The sequence below is a fragment of the Tersicoccus solisilvae genome, from assembly GCF_014643255.1.
Classification (GTDB): domain Bacteria; phylum Actinomycetota; class Actinomycetes; order Actinomycetales; family Micrococcaceae; genus Tersicoccus; species Tersicoccus solisilvae.
In genome coordinates this window covers 69,614-91,963 of sequence record NZ_BMJI01000005.1, presented here as the reverse complement: position 1 = coordinate 91,963, position 22,350 = coordinate 69,614, and the positions used below count along the sequence as shown (strand labels likewise).

At 73.0% G+C, this 22,350-nt stretch carries 15 protein-coding genes; 10 read left to right on the top strand and 5 right to left on the bottom strand.

All coding sequences use genetic code 11. The features are described from left to right. Positions 1 to 69 precede the first annotated feature (69 nt). Together IEX22_RS06535 and IEX22_RS06530 are read right to left on the bottom strand one after the other, a co-directional pair. A complete protein-coding gene (locus tag IEX22_RS06535; RefSeq protein ID WP_229659825.1) occupies positions 70 to 705 on the bottom strand; it encodes an Rv3235 family protein in 636 nt (211 codons plus the stop codon). After that, a complete protein-coding gene (locus IEX22_RS06530) occupies positions 702 to 1,517 on the bottom strand; it encodes a LysM peptidoglycan-binding domain-containing protein (RefSeq protein WP_188667525.1) in 816 nt (271 codons plus the stop codon). Before IEX22_RS06530 ends, IEX22_RS06535 begins: the two co-directional genes overlap by 4 nt. 93 nt (positions 1,518 to 1,610) lie before the next feature. Here IEX22_RS06530 and IEX22_RS06525 point away from each other — a divergent pair, with 93 nt between their 5' ends. Continuing rightward, entirely contained in the window at positions 1,611 to 2,171 is a 561-nt protein-coding gene (locus tag IEX22_RS06525; protein WP_188667524.1) for a hypothetical protein, read from the top strand. 25 nt (positions 2,172 to 2,196) lie between these two features. On the opposite strand, the gene IEX22_RS06520 is transcribed toward IEX22_RS06525, so the two are convergent. Then, entirely contained in the window at positions 2,197 to 2,406 is a 210-nt protein-coding gene (locus tag IEX22_RS06520) for a helix-turn-helix domain-containing protein (RefSeq protein ID WP_188667595.1), read from the bottom strand. Positions 2,407 to 2,572: 166 nt separating this feature from the next. Here IEX22_RS06520 and IEX22_RS06515 point away from each other — a divergent pair, with 166 nt between their 5' ends. The 4 genes from IEX22_RS06515 (at position 2,573) to IEX22_RS06500 (ending at position 11,363) form a co-directional block, all read left to right on the top strand. Continuing rightward, complete coding sequence (locus IEX22_RS06515; protein WP_188667523.1) at positions 2,573 to 3,223, top strand: SAF domain-containing protein; 651 nt, start codon at positions 2,573 to 2,575, stop codon at positions 3,221 to 3,223. After that, positions 3,220 to 4,791: a CpaE/TadZ family protein gene (locus IEX22_RS06510; RefSeq protein WP_188667522.1), complete on the top strand. Its 1,572-nt coding sequence runs from the start codon at positions 3,220 to 3,222 to the stop codon at positions 4,789 to 4,791. Before IEX22_RS06515 ends, IEX22_RS06510 begins: the two co-directional genes overlap by 4 nt. Positions 4,792 to 4,963: 172 nt before the next feature. Next, a complete protein-coding gene (locus IEX22_RS06505; RefSeq protein WP_188667521.1) occupies positions 4,964 to 9,847 on the top strand; it encodes an NAD-glutamate dehydrogenase in 4,884 nt (1,627 codons plus the stop codon). Between the two features lies 1 nt (position 9,848). Further along, the gene (locus IEX22_RS06500; protein ID WP_188667520.1) at positions 9,849 to 11,363 is read left to right on the top strand and encodes a sensor histidine kinase; all 1,515 of its coding nucleotides are present in this window, start codon (positions 9,849 to 9,851) and stop codon (positions 11,361 to 11,363) included. Positions 11,364 to 11,507: 144 nt separating this feature from the next. Here the strand turns inward: IEX22_RS06500 and IEX22_RS06495 are convergent, their stop codons facing one another. Beyond that, on the bottom strand, positions 11,508 to 11,756 hold the full coding sequence (locus IEX22_RS06495; RefSeq protein ID WP_076693750.1) for a WhiB family transcriptional regulator: 249 nt from the start codon (positions 11,754 to 11,756) through the stop codon (positions 11,508 to 11,510). A gap of 272 nt (positions 11,757 to 12,028) precedes the next feature. Here IEX22_RS06495 and IEX22_RS06490 point away from each other — a divergent pair, with 272 nt between their 5' ends. Further along, complete coding sequence (locus IEX22_RS06490) at positions 12,029 to 12,505, top strand: hypothetical protein (RefSeq protein WP_188667519.1); 477 nt, start codon at positions 12,029 to 12,031, stop codon at positions 12,503 to 12,505. Here IEX22_RS06490 and IEX22_RS06485 read toward each other — a convergent pair. Then, complete coding sequence (locus IEX22_RS06485) at positions 12,477 to 17,126, bottom strand: FtsK/SpoIIIE domain-containing protein (protein WP_188667518.1); 4,650 nt, start codon at positions 17,124 to 17,126, stop codon at positions 12,477 to 12,479. The two genes, IEX22_RS06490 and IEX22_RS06485, sit on opposite strands and share 29 nt — an antisense overlap. Before the next feature lie 341 nt (positions 17,127 to 17,467). On the opposite strand from IEX22_RS06485, the gene glf reads away from it, so the two are divergent. From glf to IEX22_RS06465, 4 genes are read left to right on the top strand one after another with little or no spacing between them, the layout of a single operon-like run. Beyond that, positions 17,468 to 18,655, top strand: coding sequence for a UDP-galactopyranose mutase (gene glf, locus IEX22_RS06480; protein ID WP_188667517.1), 1,188 nt, complete (start codon positions 17,468 to 17,470; stop codon positions 18,653 to 18,655). Next, positions 18,652 to 20,670: a glycosyltransferase gene (locus IEX22_RS06475; protein ID WP_188667516.1), complete on the top strand. Its 2,019-nt coding sequence runs from the start codon at positions 18,652 to 18,654 to the stop codon at positions 20,668 to 20,670. Before glf ends, IEX22_RS06475 begins: the two co-directional genes overlap by 4 nt. Next, entirely contained in the window at positions 20,667 to 21,533 is an 867-nt protein-coding gene (locus tag IEX22_RS06470; RefSeq protein WP_188667515.1) for an ABC transporter permease, read from the top strand. The genes IEX22_RS06475 and IEX22_RS06470 overlap by 4 nt, the downstream gene beginning before the upstream one ends. Beyond that, the gene (locus IEX22_RS06465) at positions 21,534 to 22,331 is read left to right on the top strand and encodes an ABC transporter ATP-binding protein (RefSeq protein ID WP_188667514.1); all 798 of its coding nucleotides are present in this window, start codon (positions 21,534 to 21,536) and stop codon (positions 22,329 to 22,331) included. Positions 22,332 to 22,350 lie beyond the last annotated feature (19 nt).

The window sequence follows — 22,350 nt, the reverse complement described above, 5'->3', positions numbered from 1 at the left end:
TCCTGCCCGACGAGGGACGACGGGGGTTCGGCCGGTGGGCCGGGCCCGCGCCGTCGTTGCGTGGGTCGGTCAGCCGAGCTGCAGGGCGGTCACGCGCCACTGCAGGTGCCGCAGTTCCAAGCGCAGGGCCATCGCGCGGCTCCGAACGGGCTCGTCGACCACCAGGCTCATCTCGTAACAGCGGGCCGTGACCCGGCAGGCGTGCACCGACCGCACCGCGGCCTGCCGCAACGGCGGTCGCCGGTCGTCCGACGGCGCGGCGGCCGGGTGCCCGGTCCTGCCGGGGTGAGGCGCGGCGCCGGAGGCTCGGGCGGCGGCCGCGCGGGCCGTCGCGGCGCGGATGAGGTCCGCGCGCAGGACCAGCGCCTCGTGCACGGCCGGATCCATCCAGCGCACCAGTTGTGCGGCAGGCCGCGCACCGGCGAGGACCTCCAGGATCGCCTGGCCGATCGCGCGCGTCTGGGCGATCACCCGCCGCGTCGTCTCGTCCTCCAGCGGCAGCACCCGCGCCGGCTCCCGGCCGCGCTCCCCGGCCCCGGCCGGGGCCACCGGGGTGAGAGGGGCGACCGCCGCAGGATGGCGCCTGACCGGCGGAGCACCGGTACGCTGGGCGGGCACCCACCGGGTGGTGATCGGTGGGGGCGTCGCGGCCCCCGCCGTGTCCGTCACCGGTAGCGCGGTGGCGGCGTGGGCTCTCGTGCTCATCGTCCTTCTCCCTCCACGCTGGGGCCGCCAGCGGACGGCACCTGCAGGATCTGGCCGGGGCGGATCAGGCCCGGGTCCGGGCCGATCACCTCGCGGTTGAGTTCGTGCCACCGCGGCCACTGCCGGGCGATCTCCAGGTCGGTGGCCAGCGGGCCGAGCTGGCGAGCGGCGAGGGACCACAACGTGTCCCCGGCCATGACCGTCGCCGTCGTCCCGTTCGTCGGTGTCGTGCGCGTGGGAGGCCGCACCAGCAGAGTCTCGTCCTGCACGGCGGGTGCTCGCGGCACGAACCAGGGATCCGCACCCGGGTCCGGTCGTGGTGCGGCGACGCCGCCGGCCGCGGTGAGGATCGGCGCGGAGGTGACCGTGGGCGCCGCGACGGCAGCGACGGCCGTGGTGGTCGTGCCGGCCACCAGCTGCGCACTGAGCAGGACCGCCACGAGCCGCCGGATGAAGACCGGGCTCAGCCCGGCCGGGACGGTGGAGGTCCGGCCGCACCGGCCCCGCAGCTCCGCGGTCAGGGTGACGAGCAGGCACAGGACCCACCATCCCGTCACGCCGACCCCCACCAGCGAGACGACGGCGCCCACGGCGACCTCGACCCCGGCGTCGCCGAAGGGTGCCGACACGGCCGACGCCGACACGGCCGGTGCCTCGCCCAGTCGGCTCAGCAGCAGCCCGCCGACGACGGCGTTCATGCCGCCGAGGGCCAGCACCGCCAGTGCGGGGGCCAGATCGACGAGGATCGCGGTGCCGGACCGCCGGCGTACCGGTGGTCGCCCGATCGCGCACCGCCGCGGTTCTCGTTCCATCGCGTGTCCTCGATCCCATCGTTTGATGGTGTTTGATGCCATTTGTAGCACTTGGTTCATGGTGCGTAAAGAGTTCGGCGCTACCGTGTGGACATGAGGTGGGATGCCCTCTTCGAGGACCTGCAGAGTCAGTGGGAGAGCCTGCAGGATCGCGCCCGCGAGAGTGAGATCGCCGAGCGCACGCGGATCGACCAGCAGAGCGTCACGCTCGCCGGCCGGTTGAGGGCGAGCACCGGCGCGCACGTCCGCACGCTGCAGGCCGACGGGGATATGGTGACCGGGGTCGTCGGGTTCACCGGGGCCGATTGGGTGTGCCTGCGCTCCGGGCCCCAGGACGTCATCCTGGCGGTCGGCTGGTGCCGGTCGTGGGAGGGGCTCCACCGGGCGACGGCACCGCCCCCCACGTCGGTGGGGGACCGGCTCAGCCTGGCCTCCGCGCTGCGGGGCTTGAGCCGGGATCGCGCCCTCGTCACCGCCACCCTGGCGGCGGGTCAGCCGTCGACGGCCGTGCGCGGACGGATCGAACGGGTGGGTCGCGACTTCGTCGACCTGACACCGGTGCATCCGGGAGAACTCCGTCCGGACCGCCGCCCCGGAGGGACGACCACCGTGCCGATGGCCGCGTGCCTGCGGATCAGCTCACCGGCCCGCTGACCGGTGGCTCGGTCAGGACCGCCGGTCAGCGGGTGCGCTCGCGTGCCACCTGCTGTCGGGTCTGCTCGTACTTGTCCTCGATGTAGGCGTCCAGGACGGTCTGCTCCACGCGCCACTGACCGCGACCGCCGACCTGGATCGCCGGGAGCTCGCCGCTGCGGACCAGCGCGTAGGCCTGCGCCGAGGATATCTGCAGCTCCTCGCAGACGTCGCTGAGCGTGAGGAAACGGGGCATCATGCACCTCCCGGGCCGGTCGTCGTTCTCCCTCCCCATTCTGGCATCCCGGGCGGGCGGGTCCGCCTGTTGTCCACAGCTGCTCGGCAGCCGGTGACCGGGCCGCGCCCGCCGTCTACAGTAAGGACCACGGTGCCCCCGGGCGGGGCACGTCGAGGGGGAGACGATGAGCACGGTGACCGCTCGTCCCGCGTCCGGGACGCCGCGCCTGAAGCGGCCGTCATGGAAGGATCCGCGCCTGCTCCTGGGCGTGCTGCTGGTCGTCGCCTCCGTGGCCGGCGTCGTCGCACTCGTCGCCGGACTGGACCGCAGCACCGAGGTGTACGCGGCGCGGACGGACCTGACCGTGGGCCAACCCCTGCGCCCTGACGATCTGGTCGTCACCCGGGTCCGGCTCGGCGACGCGCAGCCGGCCTACCTCGGCCCGAGTGGAATGCCCGCGGACGGCGCCGTCGTCACCCGTCACGTCCCGCGCGGAGAACTCGTCGCCGCGTCCGCGATCGGCCGGCCCGACGCGCTGGACCGCAAGCCGGTCGCCATCACCATCACCGAGGCCCTCCCGCGTGAGGCGGTGGCCGGCGCGCGCGTCGACGTGTGGGTCGCGATGCCGGGCACGAGCCCGAACTCCTACCTCAAACCCGTGCGCCTGCTGCCGGGTGCGGAGATCGCCGAGGTCACCACGACGACGTCGGCGCTGGGCGCGTCCCGGCAGACCGTGCTCCAGGTCCTCGTGGACGACGCCACGATGCCGCAGATCCTGAACGCGCTGGGGAATCAAGCGCGGATCTCCGTGGTCTGGAACCCGGCCGCCCGATGAGCGTCCCGCTCGCGATCCTCGGCGACGCGCCGGCGGACCACGTCGCCGGGCTGGAGCGGTTGCGCGGTCCGGTGACGGTCGTGCGCCGGTGTGCCGACCTGGCGGAGCTGCTGGCGGTCTGCGAGAGCGGGTTGGCGGAGGTCGCCGTGATCGCCGGGCCGGAGGACGACCTGCCCGGGCACCTGCTGGACCGGCTGATCGCCGGCGGCGTGCCCGTCCTGGTCCTCTCCGCCGACCGGGAGCGAGCGGACCGGTGGGCCGCGCTCGGCGTCGTGATCCTGCCGCCCGCCGTCGGCACGGAGGAACTGGCCGCGGCGGTGTTGACCGCCGTGGCAGGGGGTCGACCCGGGCCCCGTCCCGGTCGCGATGGCGATCTCGATGGTGATGCCGACGGCCAGTGGTCCGGCGGGTGGTCCGGCGACGGCTCCCGGCCCGACGCCCCGGCGTCCATGGACCGCCGGGCATCGGACCCGGCGGAGGGGCCGGAACCGGGCTCCGGCTCGACCGCCGATGCACCGGCATCCGCCGGCCGGACCGGTCGCCCGGCCCGGTCCGGGCGCGACGACGCGGATGCGGACACCGGCGGCATCGGCGACGTCACCGGCGTCCCCGGTGCCGAACTCGGTGGCGGGACGGGCCTGCGGACCGCGGAGGAGCCCGGGAGCGGGCCGGACGGGGACGAACCGGGCCTGGTGATCGCCGTGTGGGGGCCGACGGGGGCGCCGGGCCGCAGCACCATCGCCGTCAACCTGGCCGCCGAGCTGGCGGCCGACCTCGGGACGGCGTACCTCGTGGACGCCGACACCTACGGCTCCAGCACCGCGGTCATGCTCGGCCTGCTGGACGAGACGGCGCCGGTGGCCCAGGCCTGCCGGCTGGCCGACCAGGGACTGCTCGACCCGACCGCCCTGCACCGGGTGGCCGCGGACGTCGTCGTCGGCGGGGGTCGGCTGCGCGCGCTCACCGGCGTCACCCGGCCGGATCGGTGGCCGGAACTGCGGCCGTCGGCGCTGGGAGCGGTTCTCGACCTGTGCCGCGCCACGGCCCCGGCCACCGTGATCGACTGCGGCTTCTGCCTCGAGGCCGATGAGGAACTGAGCTTCGACACCGTGGCTCCCCGACGCAACGGCGCGACCCTGCGGTCCCTGGAGGCCGCGGACGTCGTCATCGCGGTCGGCGCGGCCGACGCGATCGGGCTGCCGCGGCTTGTCAAGGGCCTGGCCGACCTCGCCGAGGCGGTCCCGACGGCGGCCCCGGTCGTCGCGATCAACCGGGTCCGGCGCGAGACCGTCGGCCGGGGCAGTCGACAGCAGATCCTCGGCGCATGGGAGCGGTACGGGCCGGACCTGCCGATCGCGGCGTTGCTGCCCGCCGACCCTGCCGCCGACGCCGCCCTGCTCGGGGGTACGGTGCTGCGCGAGTCGGCGCCGACCAGTGCGCTGCGCGCCGGCATCCGCGCGCTCGCCCCGGCCACGCTGGCCCGGCAGCCCGTCGAGGAACCGGCCCGGTGGCGGTGGTTCCGCCGGGGGCCGGCGGCTGGTGCCTCGACGGCGGCGGGTGGGACCTGACGGCCGCCGCAGCCCGCGCGGGAGATCCCGAGGAGCCGCCGGGCACCTGCACAAGAACCCGGGCGCCGGCAGGGCGAGGCGCCCATGACGCCTGTCACGCCCCGGGCTAGGCTCGACGGTGACGTCCGCAACGGCGCGGACGCGACACCGATGCGTACGGAGGTCACCCCCGATGTCTGCCGGAGAACAGTCCCCTCGACCCGCCTCGTCCGCGGGAGCCACCACCGTGGATCCCGCCGCCGACGACGCGTTCGTGCGGAACTACTACCAGCACCTCTCCGCCGAGGACCTCGCGTCCTACGAACAGGACGCCCTGGTCCAGCGCATCCACCGGCACCAGGAGCTGGCCGCCACCCGGCAGCGGGGCGAGGCGCTCGTGCTGGCCGACTCCGAACCCGACGCGACCGTCCTCTACGTGGTCACCGACGACATGCCGTTCCTCGTCGACTCCGTCGTCGCCGAGATCGCCCGCCACCACGCGGCCATCCGCCAGGTCAGCCACCCCACGTTCATCGTCACCCGGGACCGATCCACCGGCCGGCTGCGTGGCGTGGAGAAGGTCCCCAGCCACAGCGGCGTCTCCAGCGGGGACACCGCCGCACTGCCGCGGGTCGCCGCCCGCGTGGCCGACGCCGAGTCCGGGGACACCGTCAGCATCGTCGAGTCATGGATCGCCGTCGAGTCCGCCCGGGTGGAGTCCACCGAGGCACGGGACGCCCTCGTCGACGGCGTCCGCCGCGTCCTCGGCGACGTCAGCGCCGTCGTCGAGGACTTCACCCCGATGCGCGAGGCGCTGCTCCGCGCGGCCGAGGGCCTGGAAGCGCTGACCGACCCCACCATCACCGCCCGCACCAGCGGGGCGGAGCTGCTGCGCTGGCTCGCGGACGACAACTTCACCCTGGTCGGCTACCGGGAGCACGACCTGGTCGAACGCGACGGTCACGAGCTGCTCGTCAACCGGCCGGGCACCGCCCTCGGGGTGCTCCGGCACGCCGAGCACGTGCAGCATCAGCTCACCAGCGCGGGGGAGCGCAAGGCCCGGGAGAAGACGGCGCTCGTCATCACCAAGGCCAACTCCCGCTCCACCGTGCACCGGCCGGCCTGGCTGGACTATATCGGCGTCAAGGACTTCGACGCCGCCGGCAACGTGATCGGCGAGAAGCTGTTCCTCGGGGTCCTGGCCGCCGGTGCCTTCACCGGGTCCGTGCAGGACATCCCCCTGGTGCGGGAGAAGGTCGACGCGGTGCTGCGGCACTGCGGCTTCCCGCCGGACTCGCACTCCGGCAAGGACCTGAAGAACATCCTCGAGACCTACCCGCGCGAGGAGATGTTCCAGATCAGCACGCCCGAGCTGATCGAGACGGCGACGGCGATCCTGCACCTGCAGGAGCGGCGCCGCACCCGGCTGTTCCTGCGCACCGACGTGTGGGGCCGGTTCGTCTCCGTGCTCGTCTACCTGCCCCGCGACCGCTACACCACGAGCGTGCGGCACCGGATCGAGAACGAGCTGACCGCCGCGTTGGGCGCCGAATCCATCGATTTCGAGGCGCGCATGAGTGAGTCCGTGCTCGCTCGGCTGTACTTCCGGATCCGGCTGCCCCAGGGCGTGGAGGTCCGCGACGTCGACGTCGACGATCTGGAGCGGCGGGTGCAGCGCGCCGGCCGCTCCTGGTCCGAGGGCATCGACCAGGTGCTGCGCACCCGCACCGACCTCACCGAGGTCAGCCGCCTGGCCGGCCAGTGGGCGGAGGCGTTCCCGGCCGCCTACCGGGCGGACTTCGAGGTCGAGGACGCCCTCGAGGACATCGGCCGTTTCGAGGAGGCCGAGGCGAGCGGGCACCCGCAGCTCGTGCTGCGCCGTCCGGACGCCGCGAGCATCGACGACGGCGGGCCCGCCGCCGCCGCTGACGCCCGGCTGAAGATCTACCTCACCGAGCCCCGCTCGCTGACCGCGTTGCTGCCCGTGTTCCACAACCTCGGTCTGCAGGTGCTCGACGAACGACCGTTCCGCGTCGAACGGGCCGACGGCGCCACGTTCCACCTCTACGACCTCGGGCTGAAGTACCCGGCGGGGATCGACCCGATGACCGGCGCGGTCGACCTGGCGGACGCGTTCCGGGCCGCCACGGCCGGCGCGACGGAGACCGACCGGTTCGACCGGCTGATCCTCGCCGAGGGTCTGCGCTGGCGGCAGGTGCAGGTGCTGCGGGCGTACGCGAAGTACCTGCGCCAGCTCGGCAGCACCAGCTCGTACGGCTTCATGGCCGACACCCTGCTGGCCAACCCCGATGTCGCCCGCGCCCTCGTGGCCGTCTTCGAGGCCGCGTTCGACCCGGCGCTCGGCGCCGCCGACGACCCCGCCCGCATCGCCCGCCGGGCGGAGGCGCGCGCCACGCTGGACACGGCGATCGAGGCGGTGGCGACCCTGGACGCGGACCGGCTGCTGCGCGCGTTCGCCGAGGTCATCGACGCCACGCTGCGCACCAACTTCTACCAGGGCAGCACCCACCTCGCCTTCAAGCTGGCGACCCGGGACATCGCGTCCGCGCCCGCCCCGCGGCCGGCGTTCGAGATCTGGGTGTACTCGCCCGAGGTCGAGGGCGTGCACCTGCGGTTCGGCGCCGTCGCCCGCGGCGGGCTGCGCTGGTCCGACCGGCAGGAGGACTTCCGCACGGAGATCCTCGGTCTGGTCAAGGCGCAGACGGTGAAGAACGCCGTCATCGTGCCCACCGGGGCGAAGGGCGGCTTCTACCCGAAGCGGCTGCCGGACCCGGCCGTCGATCGCGCCGCCTGGCTGGAGGCCGGCCAGGACGCGTACCGCACCTTCATCCGGGCGCTGCTGGACGTGACCGACAACCGGGTGACCGGCGACGACGGCACCGTGCGGGTCGTCGCCCCCGCCGACGTGGTCCGGCACGACGCGGACGACCCGTACCTCGTGGTCGCCGCCGACAAGGGCACCGCTTCGTTCTCGGACACGGCCAACGGGATCAGCGCCGAGTACGGCTTCTGGCTCGGCGACGCCTTCGCCTCGGGCGGCTCCGTCGGGTACGACCACAAGGCCATGGGCATCACCGCCCGCGGCGCCTGGGAGTCCGTCAAGGCGCACTTCAAGGAGCTCGGCACCGACACGCAGGCGGACGACTTCACCGTCGTCGGGATCGGCGACATGAGCGGCGACGTGTTCGGCAACGGCATGCTGCTCTCCGAGCACATTCGCCTGGTGGCCGCCTTCGACCACCGGCACGTGTTCCTCGACCCGGACCCGGACGCCGCCGCGTCCTTCGCGGCACGGCGCCGGCTGTTCGACCTGCCGCGTTCCTCGTGGGCGGACTACGACGCGAGCCTGATCAGCGCCGGCGGCGGCGTGTACCCGCGGACCGCCAAGTCGATCCCCGTCTCCGACCCGGTGCGGGCCGTCCTCGGCCTGCCCGACGGCGTCACCCAGCTCAGCCCGCCGGAGCTGCTGCGGGCCGTGCTCGCCGCCCCCGTCGACCTGCTCTACAACGGCGGCATCGGCACCTACATCAAGGCGTCCACCGAGACGAACGCCTCCGTCGGCGACAAGGCCAACGACGCCATCCGGATCGACGGCGCCGACGTCCGCGCCCGGGTCATCGGCGAGGGCGGCAACCTCGGGATGACCCAGCGCGGCCGGATCGAGGCGGCCCTGACCGGTGTCGTGCTGAACACGGACGCGATCGACAACTCCGCGGGCGTCGACTGCTCGGACCACGAGGTCAACATCAAGATCCTCGTCGACGCCGCGGTCCGGGCCGGCCGGCTGGACCCGGACGAGCGCGCCGGCTTCCTGCAGTCGATGACGGACGAGGTGGCCGACCTGGTGCTGACCGACAACGTCGACCAGAACCTGCTGCTGCTCAACGACAAGCAGCACGGGCCCGAGTGGGCGCCGAGCTTCGAACGGCACATGGACTGGCTCGAGGAACACGCCGACCTCGACCGGGCCCTCGAGTTCCTGCCCACCACCGAGCAGGTCGAGCAGCGGATCGCGAACGGCCGGGGCCTGACGTCCCCGGAGCTGTCGGTGCTCGCCGCGTACGCGAAGATCCAGCTCACCGGCGCCCTGCTGCGCAGCGACGTGCCGGACGACCCCTGGTTCGAGGACACGCTGCTGGCCTACTTCCCGTCGCCCATCCGCGACCGGTTCGCCGACGAGGTGCTCGCCCATCCGCTGCGCCGCGAGATCATCGCGACCGCCATCGCCAACGACATGGTCAACATCGGCGGCATCACCTTCGCCTTCCGGGCGATGGAGGAGACCGGCGTCGACGAGGCGTCGATCGCCCGGGCGTTCACCTCGCTGCGCCGGATCTACGCGCTCGACGACGTCGTCCGGATGCTCACCGAGGTGCCGGCCGGCGTGCCGACCGAGACGTGGTGCCAGATCTACTCCGACCTGCGGCGCCTGCTGGACCGCGCGGTGCGGTGGTTCGTCACGCACGGGTACGCCGACGAGAGGATCGGCCGGTCCGTCGAGCTGTTCGAGCCGGTGATCGACCCGCTGCGCAAGGGCATCGGCCGGTTCCTGCGCGGCACGGACCTCGAACGGGAGCGCAGCTGGTACCGGCACGCGGTCGACGGCGGCGTTCCGGACGGCCTGGCCACCCGGTGGGCCGGTCTGTTCGAGAGCTACGCCCTGCTCGACGTCGCCGAACTCGCTCGGCAGAACGGGTACCCGGTGGAGCTGGTGCTGAACACGTACTTCGCGATCTACGACCGGTTCGAGGTGGACGACCTGCTCGAGCGGATCACCCGGCTGCCCCGGCTCGACCGGTGGCAGGCCCTCGCCCGGGCGGCCCTGCGCGAGGACCTCTACTCCACCGTCGCCGACCTGACCACCACGGTGATCGAGACGACGGCGGACACGCCCGACGCGGACGGGCCGGCGCGACTGGAGCGGTGGCAGGAGCTCAACGGTGAGCGACTGGACCGGGTGCGCAGTATGTTCAATGAAGCGACCACCCGGCAGACCGACGACATGGCGTCGCTGTCGGTGGCGCTGCGACTGCTCCGCTCCATCGTCCGGAGGTGACATGGCCATCTTCACCGACCCCATGACCAGACGTGCCGATTTCGGGCCGGGGGACGCCGAATGGCTGCACCTGCTGGTGGGGGACTGGCAACTCGTCGCGGACCTGGCGTTCGCCGACCTGGTGCTCTGGTTCACCGACGGGGACGGTGGGTACACGGCCGTGGCGCACGTCCGCCCGTCCACCTCGCACACGGTGTTCCACACGGACCCGGTCGGGGACCGGATCCCGGCGGACCTGGCGCCCCTGGTGGCCCGGGCGGAGGTGAGCAGGCAGATCGAGCGCAGCTCGGCGACGGACTGGGCCGACGAGCACGGCACGCAGGTCGAGGCGGTGCCGATGGTGCGCAACGGGCGGGCCCTCGCGGTCATCACCAGCCATCTTGACCTGTCCAACGCCCGGCTGCCGTCCCGGCTGGAGATGACGTACCGGCAGTGCGCGTTCGACCTGTTGCGGATGTGCACGCTGGGCCTGTGGCCCGACTTCGCCACCCCCACGAGCACCCGCCGCGGCGCCCCCCGGGTGGGGGACGGGCTGATCCGCCTCGACGTCGAGGGCACCGTGCAGTACGCGAGCCCGAACGCGGTGTCCGCCTTCCGGCGGCTCGGTGAGGTCGACACGCTCGAGGGCCAGTCCCTCGCGCGGGTGACGACGTCCTTGCTGCGCGACCAGCGGCTGGTGGACGAGACCCTTCCGCTGGTGCTGACCGGGCGGATGCCGTGGCGCACCGAGGTGGAGAGCCGGGGTGTGAGCCTGACGCTGAGGGCGATCCCGCTGCGGGACAGCGACGACCGGTTCGGGGCGCTGGTGCTGTGCCGGGACGTCTCGGAGCTCCGGCGTCGCGACATGGAGCTGGTGTCCAAGGACGCGACGATCCGCGAGATCCATCACCGCGTGAAGAACAACCTGCAGACGGTCGCCGCGCTGCTGCGGATGCAGTCCCGGCGGATGAAGTCCGAGGAGGGGCGGCAGGGGCTCGAGCAGGCGATGCGCCGCGTCGCGACGATCGCGCTCGTGCACGAGACCCTTTCGCAGGGGCTCGCCCAGAACGTCGACTTCGACGAACTGATCGGCCGGCAGATCCGGCTCGCCGCCGAGGTGGCGTCACCCGAGCAGCAGGTGCGCACCGCCCTGGTCGGCCGGTTCGGCGAGTTGCGCAGCGACCTGGCGACTCCGCTCGCGCTCGTCATCAACGAACTGGTGACCAACGCGGTGGAGCACGGGCTGCGGGAGAGCTCCGGCACCGTGACGGTGACCGCGCGCCGCACGCCGTCGGAGGAGCAGCCGGAGGCGCTCACGGTCACGGTGGAGGACGACGGGGTCGGCCTGACCCAGCGCCCTCCCGCACCGGGCGCCGCCCGCTCCGGCTACGCGCCCGAACACGAGGGGCTGGGCATGCAGATCGTGCGCACGCTGGTGGGCAGCGAACTCGCGGGCACGATCGGCTGGGAGCCGCGGGCCGCCGGTGGGACCCTGGTCCGCGTCACGATCCCGATGCGCAACGCCGACGACGACTGAGCGGGCGTCGCGCCCGTCCGGACGGGCGCACGTTTCGTGGGCTACGGACGACGAGCCGGGCAGCGACAGCTCAGCGATCTCGTCCTGGAGATGACTGATGGCCCGCACCCCGAGGAGGGCAGGCCATCAGGCGGAGACGAGGGTTCAGCTGGCGCGACGAGCGCGGGCGGCGCGCCGCTTCATCGCGCGGCGCTCGTCCTCGCTCATGCCACCCCACACACCGGCGTCCTGGCCGGTCTCGATGGCCCACTGCAGGCAGGTGTCCATGACCGGGCAGCGCCGGCACACGCTCTTCGCCTCCTCGATCTGCAACAGAGCGGGGCCGGTGTTTCCCACCGGGAAGAACAGCTCGGGGTCGCGTTCGAGACACGCGGCACGACTACGCCAATCCATGGTGTACAACTCCTTCGCGCGGCGTCCGGAATCGACCAGAAGGGCTCAACGGGCGCCAGAGAGAAAATGACAATTCAGTCACACGGACCCGGGTGAGAGGTCGACGTTCACGGCTTGTTCAAGCCTGACATGCAACGATTTGACTGACAAGGGGTCCTGTCGCGGACATTCGCCACAGCCCTGAGAAAAAGATCACAGGCCATCGGCCTTGCCTGCAGGCGGGGGCCGTGACCCGTGCCGCCACTAGGCTGCTGGGGTGAGCATGGAGCGCCATGAGTGAGAGCCGGCAGGCCGGCGACGGCCCCGACGGTCGGCGGGCACCCGCGCCCCGTACACCGAGTCAACGCCCCGGTCGGAGCGCGCATTCCCGGCCGGCGGCCGTGCTCGTGCTCGCGGGTCTGGTGCTGCTCCAGGTGCTGGGCATGGCGGCCGTGGCCCTCTGGTACGGCATCGCGCTCGTCTCCTCCCCGGCCGCGTCCTTCGGCGGGGCCGTGTTCACCCTGGTACTCCTCCTGGCGATCGCCGGCTGGCAGGCGGTGAGCGCGGTCGCCCTCAGCCGCGGCCGCCGCTGGGCGCGGGCGGCCGTGCTGGTGTGGCAGTTCTTCCTCTTCGCGATCGCCGTGCCCACCCTCACCGGGGGATTCTGGGGCTGGGCACTGCTGCTCGGTCTGCCGGCGCTGGCGATCATCGCCCTGCTGTTCCGGCGCGACGTCGTCGCGTTCACCACGCCGGGCCCCGCCGCCGGCTGACATCGGCCCCGGCCCCCGGACCCGGGCCGGTGTCCGGAACCTCGGGCACCTCGGGCACCTGGAAGACCCGTCGGATGGGTCCGTGGACGTGGACCGACCGGCCGCGCACCGTGATCGGGTCGACCGGCAGTCGCACACCGAGAGGGATGAGCGCCGCCGGATCCGCCACCCCGACGACGACCAGACGGCGTTCGGTCACCGCGGTGCCGATCAGCGGGAATCGGTGGGTCAGTGCGGTCGCCGTCGACACCGCCACCACAGCGGCGTGACCGTCGGTGAGCAGTTCCGTCAGCCTCGCGAGGTTCGTCGGATCGAGCGCGTCGGCGTCGTCCACGAGGTGCACCCGCGGGCCGGGCGGCGCCGCGTCCCCCGGCGACCACCGGCTCACCGCGTCGACGTTGAGGGCAGCCAGGGCCCGCAGCACCGTGCTGCGGCCGGATCCGGAGGCCCCGATCACCGGCAGCACCTGGCCCGGTCGCAGCCTCAGCCACAGCGGCCGCCCGTGCTCCTCGCCCAACCCGGCCAGCAGAGCCCAGCCCGTTCCGGTCACCGCCGGCGCGCAACCCGGGCCGCACGCCCGCGGTGAGGAGCCCGGCGCGAGGTCGGACGGTCCCGGGGCGGCCCAGCCTCGCAGTCGGTCCAGGCTCAGCCGATCGGGGAGGGGCGACAGCACCGGTCCGGCGCGCACGTCATCGTCGGGCGTCCCTGCCGATCCCGCCGACGCCGATCCCGCCGTCCCTGCCGATCCCGGTGCCCGGATCGGCGCGGCCATTGCCCCACCGGCGGCCGACCCGTCACTGCGAGCGCGGTCGCGACCCGGAGAGTCGGCGCCCGGATCGTCCTGGCGTGGGCTGTGGCGACCCGGGTCGTCAGCGGTCGGAGTGTCACCGCGCGAGCCGTCGGCCGCGGGTGGGGCGAGCACCAGCTGCGCGCGGGCAAGCACCTGGCCGGACCCGTCGCTCTGGACCGCCGGCCCGTCGAGGACCACGCGGCCGCTCACCCGGGGTACGCGCGGCAGCCGGGGCCACGCGGCCGTCGGATCGCCGGGCACGTGGACGCGTTGACCCAGACAGGCGAGCAGCCGACCGCCGGACAGGTCCCGTCCCCCGCTCACGATCAACCCGAGTCGAGCGGCTCGGCCGGCTCCGGCCAGACGCTGCACCAGTTCCTCGCCACCGGCCCACGGCTGTGCACGGAACACGGTGGTCCACACGGACCAGTCGTGCACGACGAGCAGCAGCGGGTCGGGGACACCGGGGTCGGCCTGCTCGGGAAACTCCGCCCCGTCCGCCGTCCCCTCACGGGCATCGACCGTCCGGGCCAGGTGGTCGAGCACCCGGGCCGCGCGCTGTGGTTCGGCCGCGGTGACCCGTGCCGCCACCGCGGTCGCCGGGAGCAGCCCGGCCAGGGCACCCGACGCGTCGAGCAGGTAGCAGCGCAGGCCCGTCGCGGTCGCGGCGACCAGGGCACGCATGACGACGCCGACGGCGGCTCCGTCCTCGCCCAGGACGGCCAGGTGGGGATCCTCGCCCGGCCGGTGCCACCAGGGCTGCAGTCGCTGCTGATCCGGACGGTCGATCACGCCGACCGGCGCTCCCGCAGGAGACGGAATCGTGCCCGGTGCGGCCAAGGCGAGCACGTCGGCCGGGCACGGGTGCTCCGGCAGCGGGGGCGCGATGACGCGGCGCCGGGATCGTTGGTTCGCGGGGTCGTCGTGCGGGCCACGGGGCCGCACGTCGAACGTCGTACCGGCTCGCCCGCTGATCGGAGCCGTCGTCCAGGGACCGGGCCGGCCGGCGGCGCCGTCCCAGGGGGCGATGCGGGGGAGGGCCGCGGCCGTCCCGGGTACGGCGGTGGCCGTCTGGAAGAGCACGGGCGGACGGTCGCCCACCGCGATCCAGCCTCGCCCGGGGATGCGGGCGGGCAGGGCCGCCGCGAGACCGGAGCCGATCACGTCGAACGACTCGTCGGCGGACTGGGTGCGCAGGGCGATGCGGATGGCGGTGTTGGCGCGGATGTCGCCGTTCACCGCGCCGCGCGGGCGCTGTGTCGCCATCACCAGGTGGATGCCGAGCGAACGGCCCTGGGCGGCGAGCCGCACGAGCTCGGCGAGTCCGTCGGGGTGCTCGTCGGCCATCACACGGAACTCGTCGATGACGATCACCAGTCGGCCGGGGGACTCCTGGGCGGGGATGGCGGCGTCGTCCACGGCGTCCGCGGCCCAGTGGCGCAGGAGCTCCTCCCGCCGCCGCAGTTCGGCCCGCAGCGAGGCGAGGGTCCGTTCGAGCTCGTCGTCGAGATCGGTGATCAGCGCGTCGCAGTGGGGCAGAGTCGCGAGCGGCGCGAGCGCGGTGCCGCCCTTGAAGTCGATGAGAACGAGACCGAGCGCGTCCGGGCTCCGGTGGCGGGTCAAGGAGAGGATCAGGGTACGCAACAGCTCGGACTTCCCGGCGCCGGTGGTGCCGGCGACGAGCAGGTGGGGACCGTCCACCGCCAGATCGATCAGCAGCGGTCCGTCGGCGGTCACCCCGAGCACGCAGGGGAGTCGCGCCGCGGCGACGGCCTCCCGGGTGAGCCGGAGCAGGGCGTCCGACGTGCAGCGGCGCGGCAGGTCGGCGGCGGATCCGGTCAGGATGCGTGCCGGGAGTGCCTGGGTCCGCCAGACGCAGTACCGCTCGAAGGCAGCCGCGGGCATCTCGTCGGGCGCGAAGGTGAGCGCCGTGCCGGGCGCCCGGATCGTGGCGGGTGAGCCGAGCCGGACGACGGTCATGTCGTCGCCGTCGGCCGACGTGGGCGCGCGACCGGGTGCCTCCGGTTCGCGGACGAGCCACAGGGCCGGCGGCGGATGTCGCAGCACTCGTCCCAGTGCGGCCCGACCGGCGGCATCCAGCCGATCGACCGCCACGACGAGCACCGCGGCCGGTTCGTCCGGGGACTCGGCGTCGTCGGCAGGGTCGCTCACCGCTCCGGGACGGCGAGAGCCGGCCGCGGTGACCACCGGCCGGAGGTCGCTGCCGAGCACGGTGACGGACGGCAGCAGTCGCGCGCTCGCGGCCAGCTCGGGGTCGGCGCACAGGTGCAGTCGCACCGCGGGATCCAGGCCGCTCACCTGCGTCACCAGGGCGCGCACCAGCCCCGCGGTCTCGGCACGGCCACCGACGATGTCGACGCGGCGATGGGCGGCCAGCTCGAGGACCACCGGCGGCGGTCCCGGCAGTCGCGTCCCCGCCTCTCCTCCCCGTCCGACCCGCGAGCGTCGCGCCGCCCATCGCGGCTCTCTCGACCGGGGGTCCGGCGCCGTGGGCGCGTTGCCGGGAGCGGTGCCGGCAGCTCCGCCGGTGGTACCGGCCGGAGCCGGGCGGCCGGTGACCGCGTCGCCGTCGCACGTCGTCACCGCCCCGCCCGGGTACCGTAGGCGGCCGCGCCCCGGCGAGGGCACCGCCGCACCGAGACGGAGCAGCGCCGGGGGAAGGTCGGTCTCGGCGCCCGCCGGCCCGTCGGGCGGAGGCGACGCGCGGGTCCCCGGCCCGGGCGGGCCCCCGGGTGCACCGCGAACCCCGGCGACCGATCGGTGAGCGGCGAGCAGATGAACGGTCAGATCGGGCGGTTCGGAGTGCTCCACGCCGGGTCGCCCAGCCGGGGCACCCGGGTCGGTGCGGTGGGGCCGCCGGGACCGGTGGCGCGCGCGCAGCGCGGCGAGCGCCGGCAGCAGGGTCACCGGCACGGACATCGCCGTCATCGCCAGCAGCACCCACGAGCCCGTCGTCGCGCCGAGCACGATGCCGACCAGCAGGGGCAGCAGGGCGGCTGCGGCCAGCGGCCAGGACGGTCCGCGCCGGAGTGCGGGGGCCGACGGTGCCGCGGCCGTGCCGGCACGAGGGCGGGTCACGGAGCCTCGCCTGGTGGGATACGGGGGCAGCGCCGTGTCGGTCGCGCGCAACCGCAACGACGCTGCGCCCACGGTGATCCGCGAGTCCACGGTCACCACCGCCGTCCGACGGCGCCGGCCGTCGACGGTCAGGCCGTTGGCCGAGCCGGTGTCGGTGAGCACGATCCGGTCCGGCAGCACGTCGAGCACGGCGTGCCGGCGGGAGACCGATGGGTCGTCGATCGCGAGGTCGGCGCCCGCCCGGCCGATCGTGTGCCGGCCACGGTGCAGGGCCAGCAGGGTGCCGGCCCCGGCACCGCCCGTCACCCCGAGCACCAGTCCCGCGGCGAGGTCGAACGGGGACGCGGGCCTCAGGCGCAATCCGGCCGGCGGGCCGCCGCGCCGCGCGGCGACCCCCGCCCGGACGATCAGAGCGCCGGACACCGGCACCGCCCGCAGCGCACTCACCGGCACACCGTCGACGGTGAGCTCGGCGTGCCCGCAGACGCGGCCCAGCAGCCCCGCGAGGATCGGGCCAGGGCCGGCACCGGCCCGGAGGCGCTCGCCGGCGTCGTGCGGGTGGTTCTCCCGCCGGACGTCCACCGACTCGTCGGACTCCGCCTCGTCCCCCGACCGGGCGTCCGGCAGGTCGGCGACCAGGTGCACGACCGCGGTCCGGCAGCGGCAGCGGGGCCCCGGGCCGGGACCCGTGGTCGCGCCGGGGCCGTGCACGAGGACGATCGGCAGCATCATCGTGCACCCCATCTCCCTCAATACACCGTCGGGCGAGCCGAGTCGCCTCCGCCGCGTCGATCGTCTCGGCGCCGGAGGGCTGCGGCACCGGCTCGTGGGGACGACCGTAGGACGGTGAGGCCACCGGGGAACGGCACCGGCGTGACGATGTGCACAACGCCAGGTCCGCGGTCGCCTGGGGAGGAAGAAGCGCCTCCCGGCGCGGGATCCCGCGCCGCCACGGCACGCCGCCGGCGGCCCGGATTCCGGCGGGAGCCGGGGCCCCGTCGGGTAATCTTGGGGCGGTGCCTGCCGGGCAGCGCCGTCGCGCGCCCCGGATTCCTCGATCCCCAGGAGTGTTGGTGAACGCTGATCTTGTCGTCGTCGGTTCGGGCTTCTTCGGCCTGACCGTGGCCGAGCGAGCCGCGGAGGAGCTCGGACTGAAGGTGGCGGTGCTGGACCGTCGTCACCACATCGGGGGCAACGCGTACAGCGAGAACGAGGCGCAGACGGGCATCGAGGTGCACCGCTACGGGGCGCACCTCTTCCACACCTCGAACGAGAAGGTGTGGGAGTACGTCAACCGGTTCACCGCGTTCACCTCGTACGTCCATCGCGTCTACACCCGTCACCAGGGTGAGGTATACCCGATGCCGATCAACCTCGGCACCATCAATCAGTTCTTCCGCGCCGCCTACGGCCCGGCCGAGGCACGCGAGCTGATCCGGGAGCAGGCCGGCGAGCTGGCCGGCACGGACCCGCAGAACCTCAACGACAAGGGCATCCAGCTGATCGGCCGGCCCCTGTACGAGGCCTTCATCAAGTACTACACGGGCAAGCAGTGGCAGACGGACCCGAAGGACCTGCCCGCGGGCATCATCTCCCGGCTGCCCGTGCGCTACACGTACGACAACCGGTACTTCAACGACACCCACGAGGGCCTGCCGGTCGACGGGTACACGGCGTGGATCGAGCGGATGGCCGACCACCCGAACATCGAGGTGCACCTGAACACCGACTTCTTCGACGAGAACCACGAGCTGGGCCGCAAGGCCGTGCTCGGTCAGGTACCCGTCGTCTACACCGGTCCCGTGGACCGCTACTTCGGCTACGCCGAGGGCGACCTCTCCTGGCGCACCATCGACCTGGAGGAGGAGGTCCTGCCCATCGAGGACTTCCAGGGGTGCCCGGTGATGAACTACCCGGACGAGGACGTGCCCTTCACCCGCATCCACGAGTTCCGTCACTTCCACCCGGAGCGGGACTACACCAAGGACGCCACGGTGATCATGCGCGAGTTCTCCCGGTTCGCGGAGCAGGGCGACGAGCCGTACTACCCGATCAACACCGCCGAGGACCGCGCCAAGCTGCTCGCCTACCGCGACCTCGCCCGGGACGAGCAGTCCGTGCTGTTCGGCGGTCGCCTCGGCACCTACAAGTACCTGGACATGCACATGGCGATCGGTTCGGCGCTGAGCATGTACGAGAACAAGATCAAGCCGCACTTCAGTGGTGGTGCGCCGCTGGTCAGCGGGGGAGTCGACGAATGAGCGCCGAGGCGACGCCGCTGCCCTCCGAGGCCGCGGCGCAACCGGCGTTCAGCACGCTGCAGCGGGTGATCCTGCCGCACGCCGGGCAGATGGACACCGTGCCCCTGTACGTGGACACCGGCGTCGCCACCGGCGCCCGCTTGTCCACCATGGACGGCTCCGCGGACACCGGGCGCACCGCGAAGACCGTCGTGCCCGTCTCCGTGGCCGCGGAGGTCGCGCACGCCGAGGACTTCATCAGCCGCACCTCCATGTCCGTGCGGGCCGGCAACCGGGTCTCGTTCGCGACGTACTTCAACGCGTTCCCCGCCTCGTACTGGCGGCGCTGGACCGTGCTGGACGACGTGCGGCTCGCCGTGCGCACCACCGGCACCGGCACCGTCGTCGTCTACCGTTCCAACGCGCGCGGCTCGCTGCAGCGGGTGGACTCGCGCCGGGTCACCGGCCCGGCGGACACCCTCTTCGACCTGCCGCTGGCACCCTTCGGCGACGGCGGCTGGTACTGGTTCGACCTGGTGGCCGGCCGCGAGCCGCTGGTGCTGGAGGAGGCGAGCTGGCAGGGCCGGGACGACGGTCGCGCCCCCGGCCGGATCACCCTGCAGATCACCACGATGAACAAGGCCTCCTTCTGCCTCGACAACCTCCGGCTGCTGGCGGACGATCCCGCCGCGCGGGAGTTGCTGCAGGAGATCCTCATCGTCGACCAGGGCACGGCCCGCGTCGCCGACCACCCGGACTTCGAGGCCGTCGCGGCCGGGCTGACCGGCAAACTGCGGATCATCCACCAGGACAACCTGGGTGGTTCCGGCGGGTTCTCCCGCGGCATGTACGAGGCGGTGGCCAACGGCAGCGACTACGCCCTGCTGCTGGACGACGACGTCGTGATCGAGCCGGAGTCGATCGCCCGGCTGCTGACCTTCGCCGACCGGTGCCGCAAACCGACCATCGTCGGCGGCCACATGTTCGACCTCTACAACCGGACCGTCCTGCACACCTTCGGCGAGATCGTCAACCCGTACCGCTTCCAGCCGGACCAGCCGGTCGCCGACCAGGTCCTCGGGCACGACCTGCGGGGCTCCAGCCTGCGCAACACCGCCTGGTTGCACCGTCGGGTCGACGTCGACTACAACGGCTGGTGGATGGACCTGATCCCCACCCGGGTGATCCGCGAGGTCGGCCTGGCCCTGCCGGTGTTCATCAAGTGGGACGACGCCGAGTACGGCCTGCGGGCGCGGAAGGCGGGTTACCCGACGGTGTCGCTGCCCGGTGCCGCCGTCTGGCACGTGTCCTGGATCGACAAGGACGACCTGGTCGGCTGGCAGGCGTACTTCCACATCCGCAACCGGTTGATCTCCGCGCTCATCCACTCGCCGTACGAGCGCGGCGGCCGGGTGCTGCGCGAGTCCGGGTATGCCGACATCAAGCACCTGATCTCGATGCAGTACTACACGGCGGCCGGCCGGGCCATGGCGCTGGAGGACGTGCTCGCCGGCCCCGACCAGCTGCACCGCATCCTGCCGGAGCGGATCCAGCAGATCCGGGCCATGACCCAGGAGTACCCCGACGCGCAGCTGGCGCCCGACGTCGAGCAGTATCCGGCCCCCCACATGGCCAAGCCGCCCCGGCGCGGCCGCGGACTGGCGGCCCCCGGCTACACCCGCCTGATCCCGTGGGCCGCGAAGACCGTGGTGCGTCAGCTCGTCGCCCCGGTCCCGCCGGAGTCCCGGGAGCGACCCCAGGCGCACATCGCGCACCAGGACAACAAGTGGTGGCGGATCTCCCAGTACGACTCGGCGCTGGTCTCCAACGCCGAGGGCACGGGGGTGTCGTGGTACCAACGCGACCGTGGCGAGCTGCGCCACCAGCTGGCCCGCTCCGCGGCGCTGCATGCGCAGCTCCTGCGGGAGTGGCCGGCGCTGCGCCGCGCCTACCAGGAGGCGGCCGCCCGGATCACCTCCCTGCCGGCGTGGGAGCAGACGTTCGCCGCGCACACCCGGTCCGAACTGCGCCGATGAGCACGGCGAGCCCCCTCGAGCCGCTCGTCCGCCCCGGTCACGGCCGGGGTCTGGCGGACGTGCCCCGGCACCGCTACCTGCTGCGGCTGCTGGTGAACAAGGAGATCCAGGTCCGGTACCGCGGGTCGATCCTGGGCCTGGTGTGGTCCTACATCAAGCCCGGGGTCCAGTTCCTCGTGTTCTACCTCGCGCTCGGCCTGTTCCTCGGCCTGAACAAGAACATGGAGAACTACCCGGTGTACCTGTTCTCCGGGATCGTGCTGATCAACTTCTTCGGGGAGGCGTTCGGCAACGGCGCGCGCGCCATGGTGGCCAACGGCGCCCTGATCAAGAAGATCTACCTGCCGCGGGAGTTGTTCTCCGTCTCCACCGTCTGGGTGGCGCTGATCCACTTCCTGCCGCAGCTGCTGGTGCTGCTGCTCGCGTGCCTGCTGGTCGGGTGGCATCCCAGCCTGCTGCAACTGGCCGTGATCGTCGTCGCCATGCTCATCATGGTGCTGCTGTCGGCCGGGCTCGGCCTCGTCTTCGGGGTCGCCAACGTGTTCTTCCGCGACTCGGAGAACATCGTCGACCTGCTCACCATGGTCGCCACCTGGCTCTCACCCGTCCTGTACGTCTGGACCATGGTGGCCCAGGAGCTGCCCGGCTGGGCGTTCCCCCTGTACATGGCCAACCCGATCACGGTCGCCGTCGAGCTGTTCCACTACGGATTCTGGCAGCCCACCACCAGCGGCACCGCACCGATCCCGCCGCACCTGCTCTCCCTGTGGACGCCGGTGGCCCTGGGGATCAGCCTGGTCGTGCTCGTGCTGGGCGATCTGATGTTCCGCCGGCTGGAGGGTCGCTTTGCCCAGGAGCTGTGAATGAGGGAGCGGATCGAGGAGCCGGCGCCGACGTCGTCGTCCGCGGGCTGGCCGTGGCCCCCGGAGGACTCCGTCGTCGTCGCCGTGCGGTCGGTGACGAAGAAGTTCGTGCTGCGGCACACCCGTTCGATGAAGGAGGCGTTCGTCTGGCTGATCACCGGGCGGCGCGGCGACCTGTCGGAGCGGTTCAAGGCGCTCGACGACGTCAGCTTCGACATCCGCCGGGGCGAGACGGTGGCGCTGCTCGGGCTGAACGGCTCCGGCAAGTCGACGTTGCTCAAACTGATCTCCGGGGTGATGCGGCCCGACGGCGGTGAGGTCGCGACCCGCGGTCGGGTGGCCGGGCTGATCGAGGTCGGCGCCGGCTTCCACCCGGACCTGACCGGGCGGGACAACGTCTTCCTCAACGGCGCGATCCTCGGCATGACGCAGCAGGAGATCGAGGACAAGTTCGACGACATCGTCGCGTTCTCCGAGATCGAGCAGTTCATCGACACCGAGGTGAAGTTCTACTCCTCCGGCATGTACCTGCGGCTCGCGTTCTCCGTGGCCATCCACACCAGCCCGGACATCTTCCTCGTGGACGAGATCCTCGCCGTCGGGGACGAGCCGTTCCAGCAGAAGTGCATGGCCAAGATCGAGGAGATGGTCGGCCAGGGTCGCACGCTGGTGGTCGTCAGCCACGAACTGGACAAGGTCGCCACCCTCTGCGACCGGGGCATCCTGCTCGAGCACGGCCGGATGGTGCTCGACGGTCCCGTGCAGGACGCGGTCCGGCACCTGCGCGGCGGCCACTGACACGACGAGCGGCGCCGCG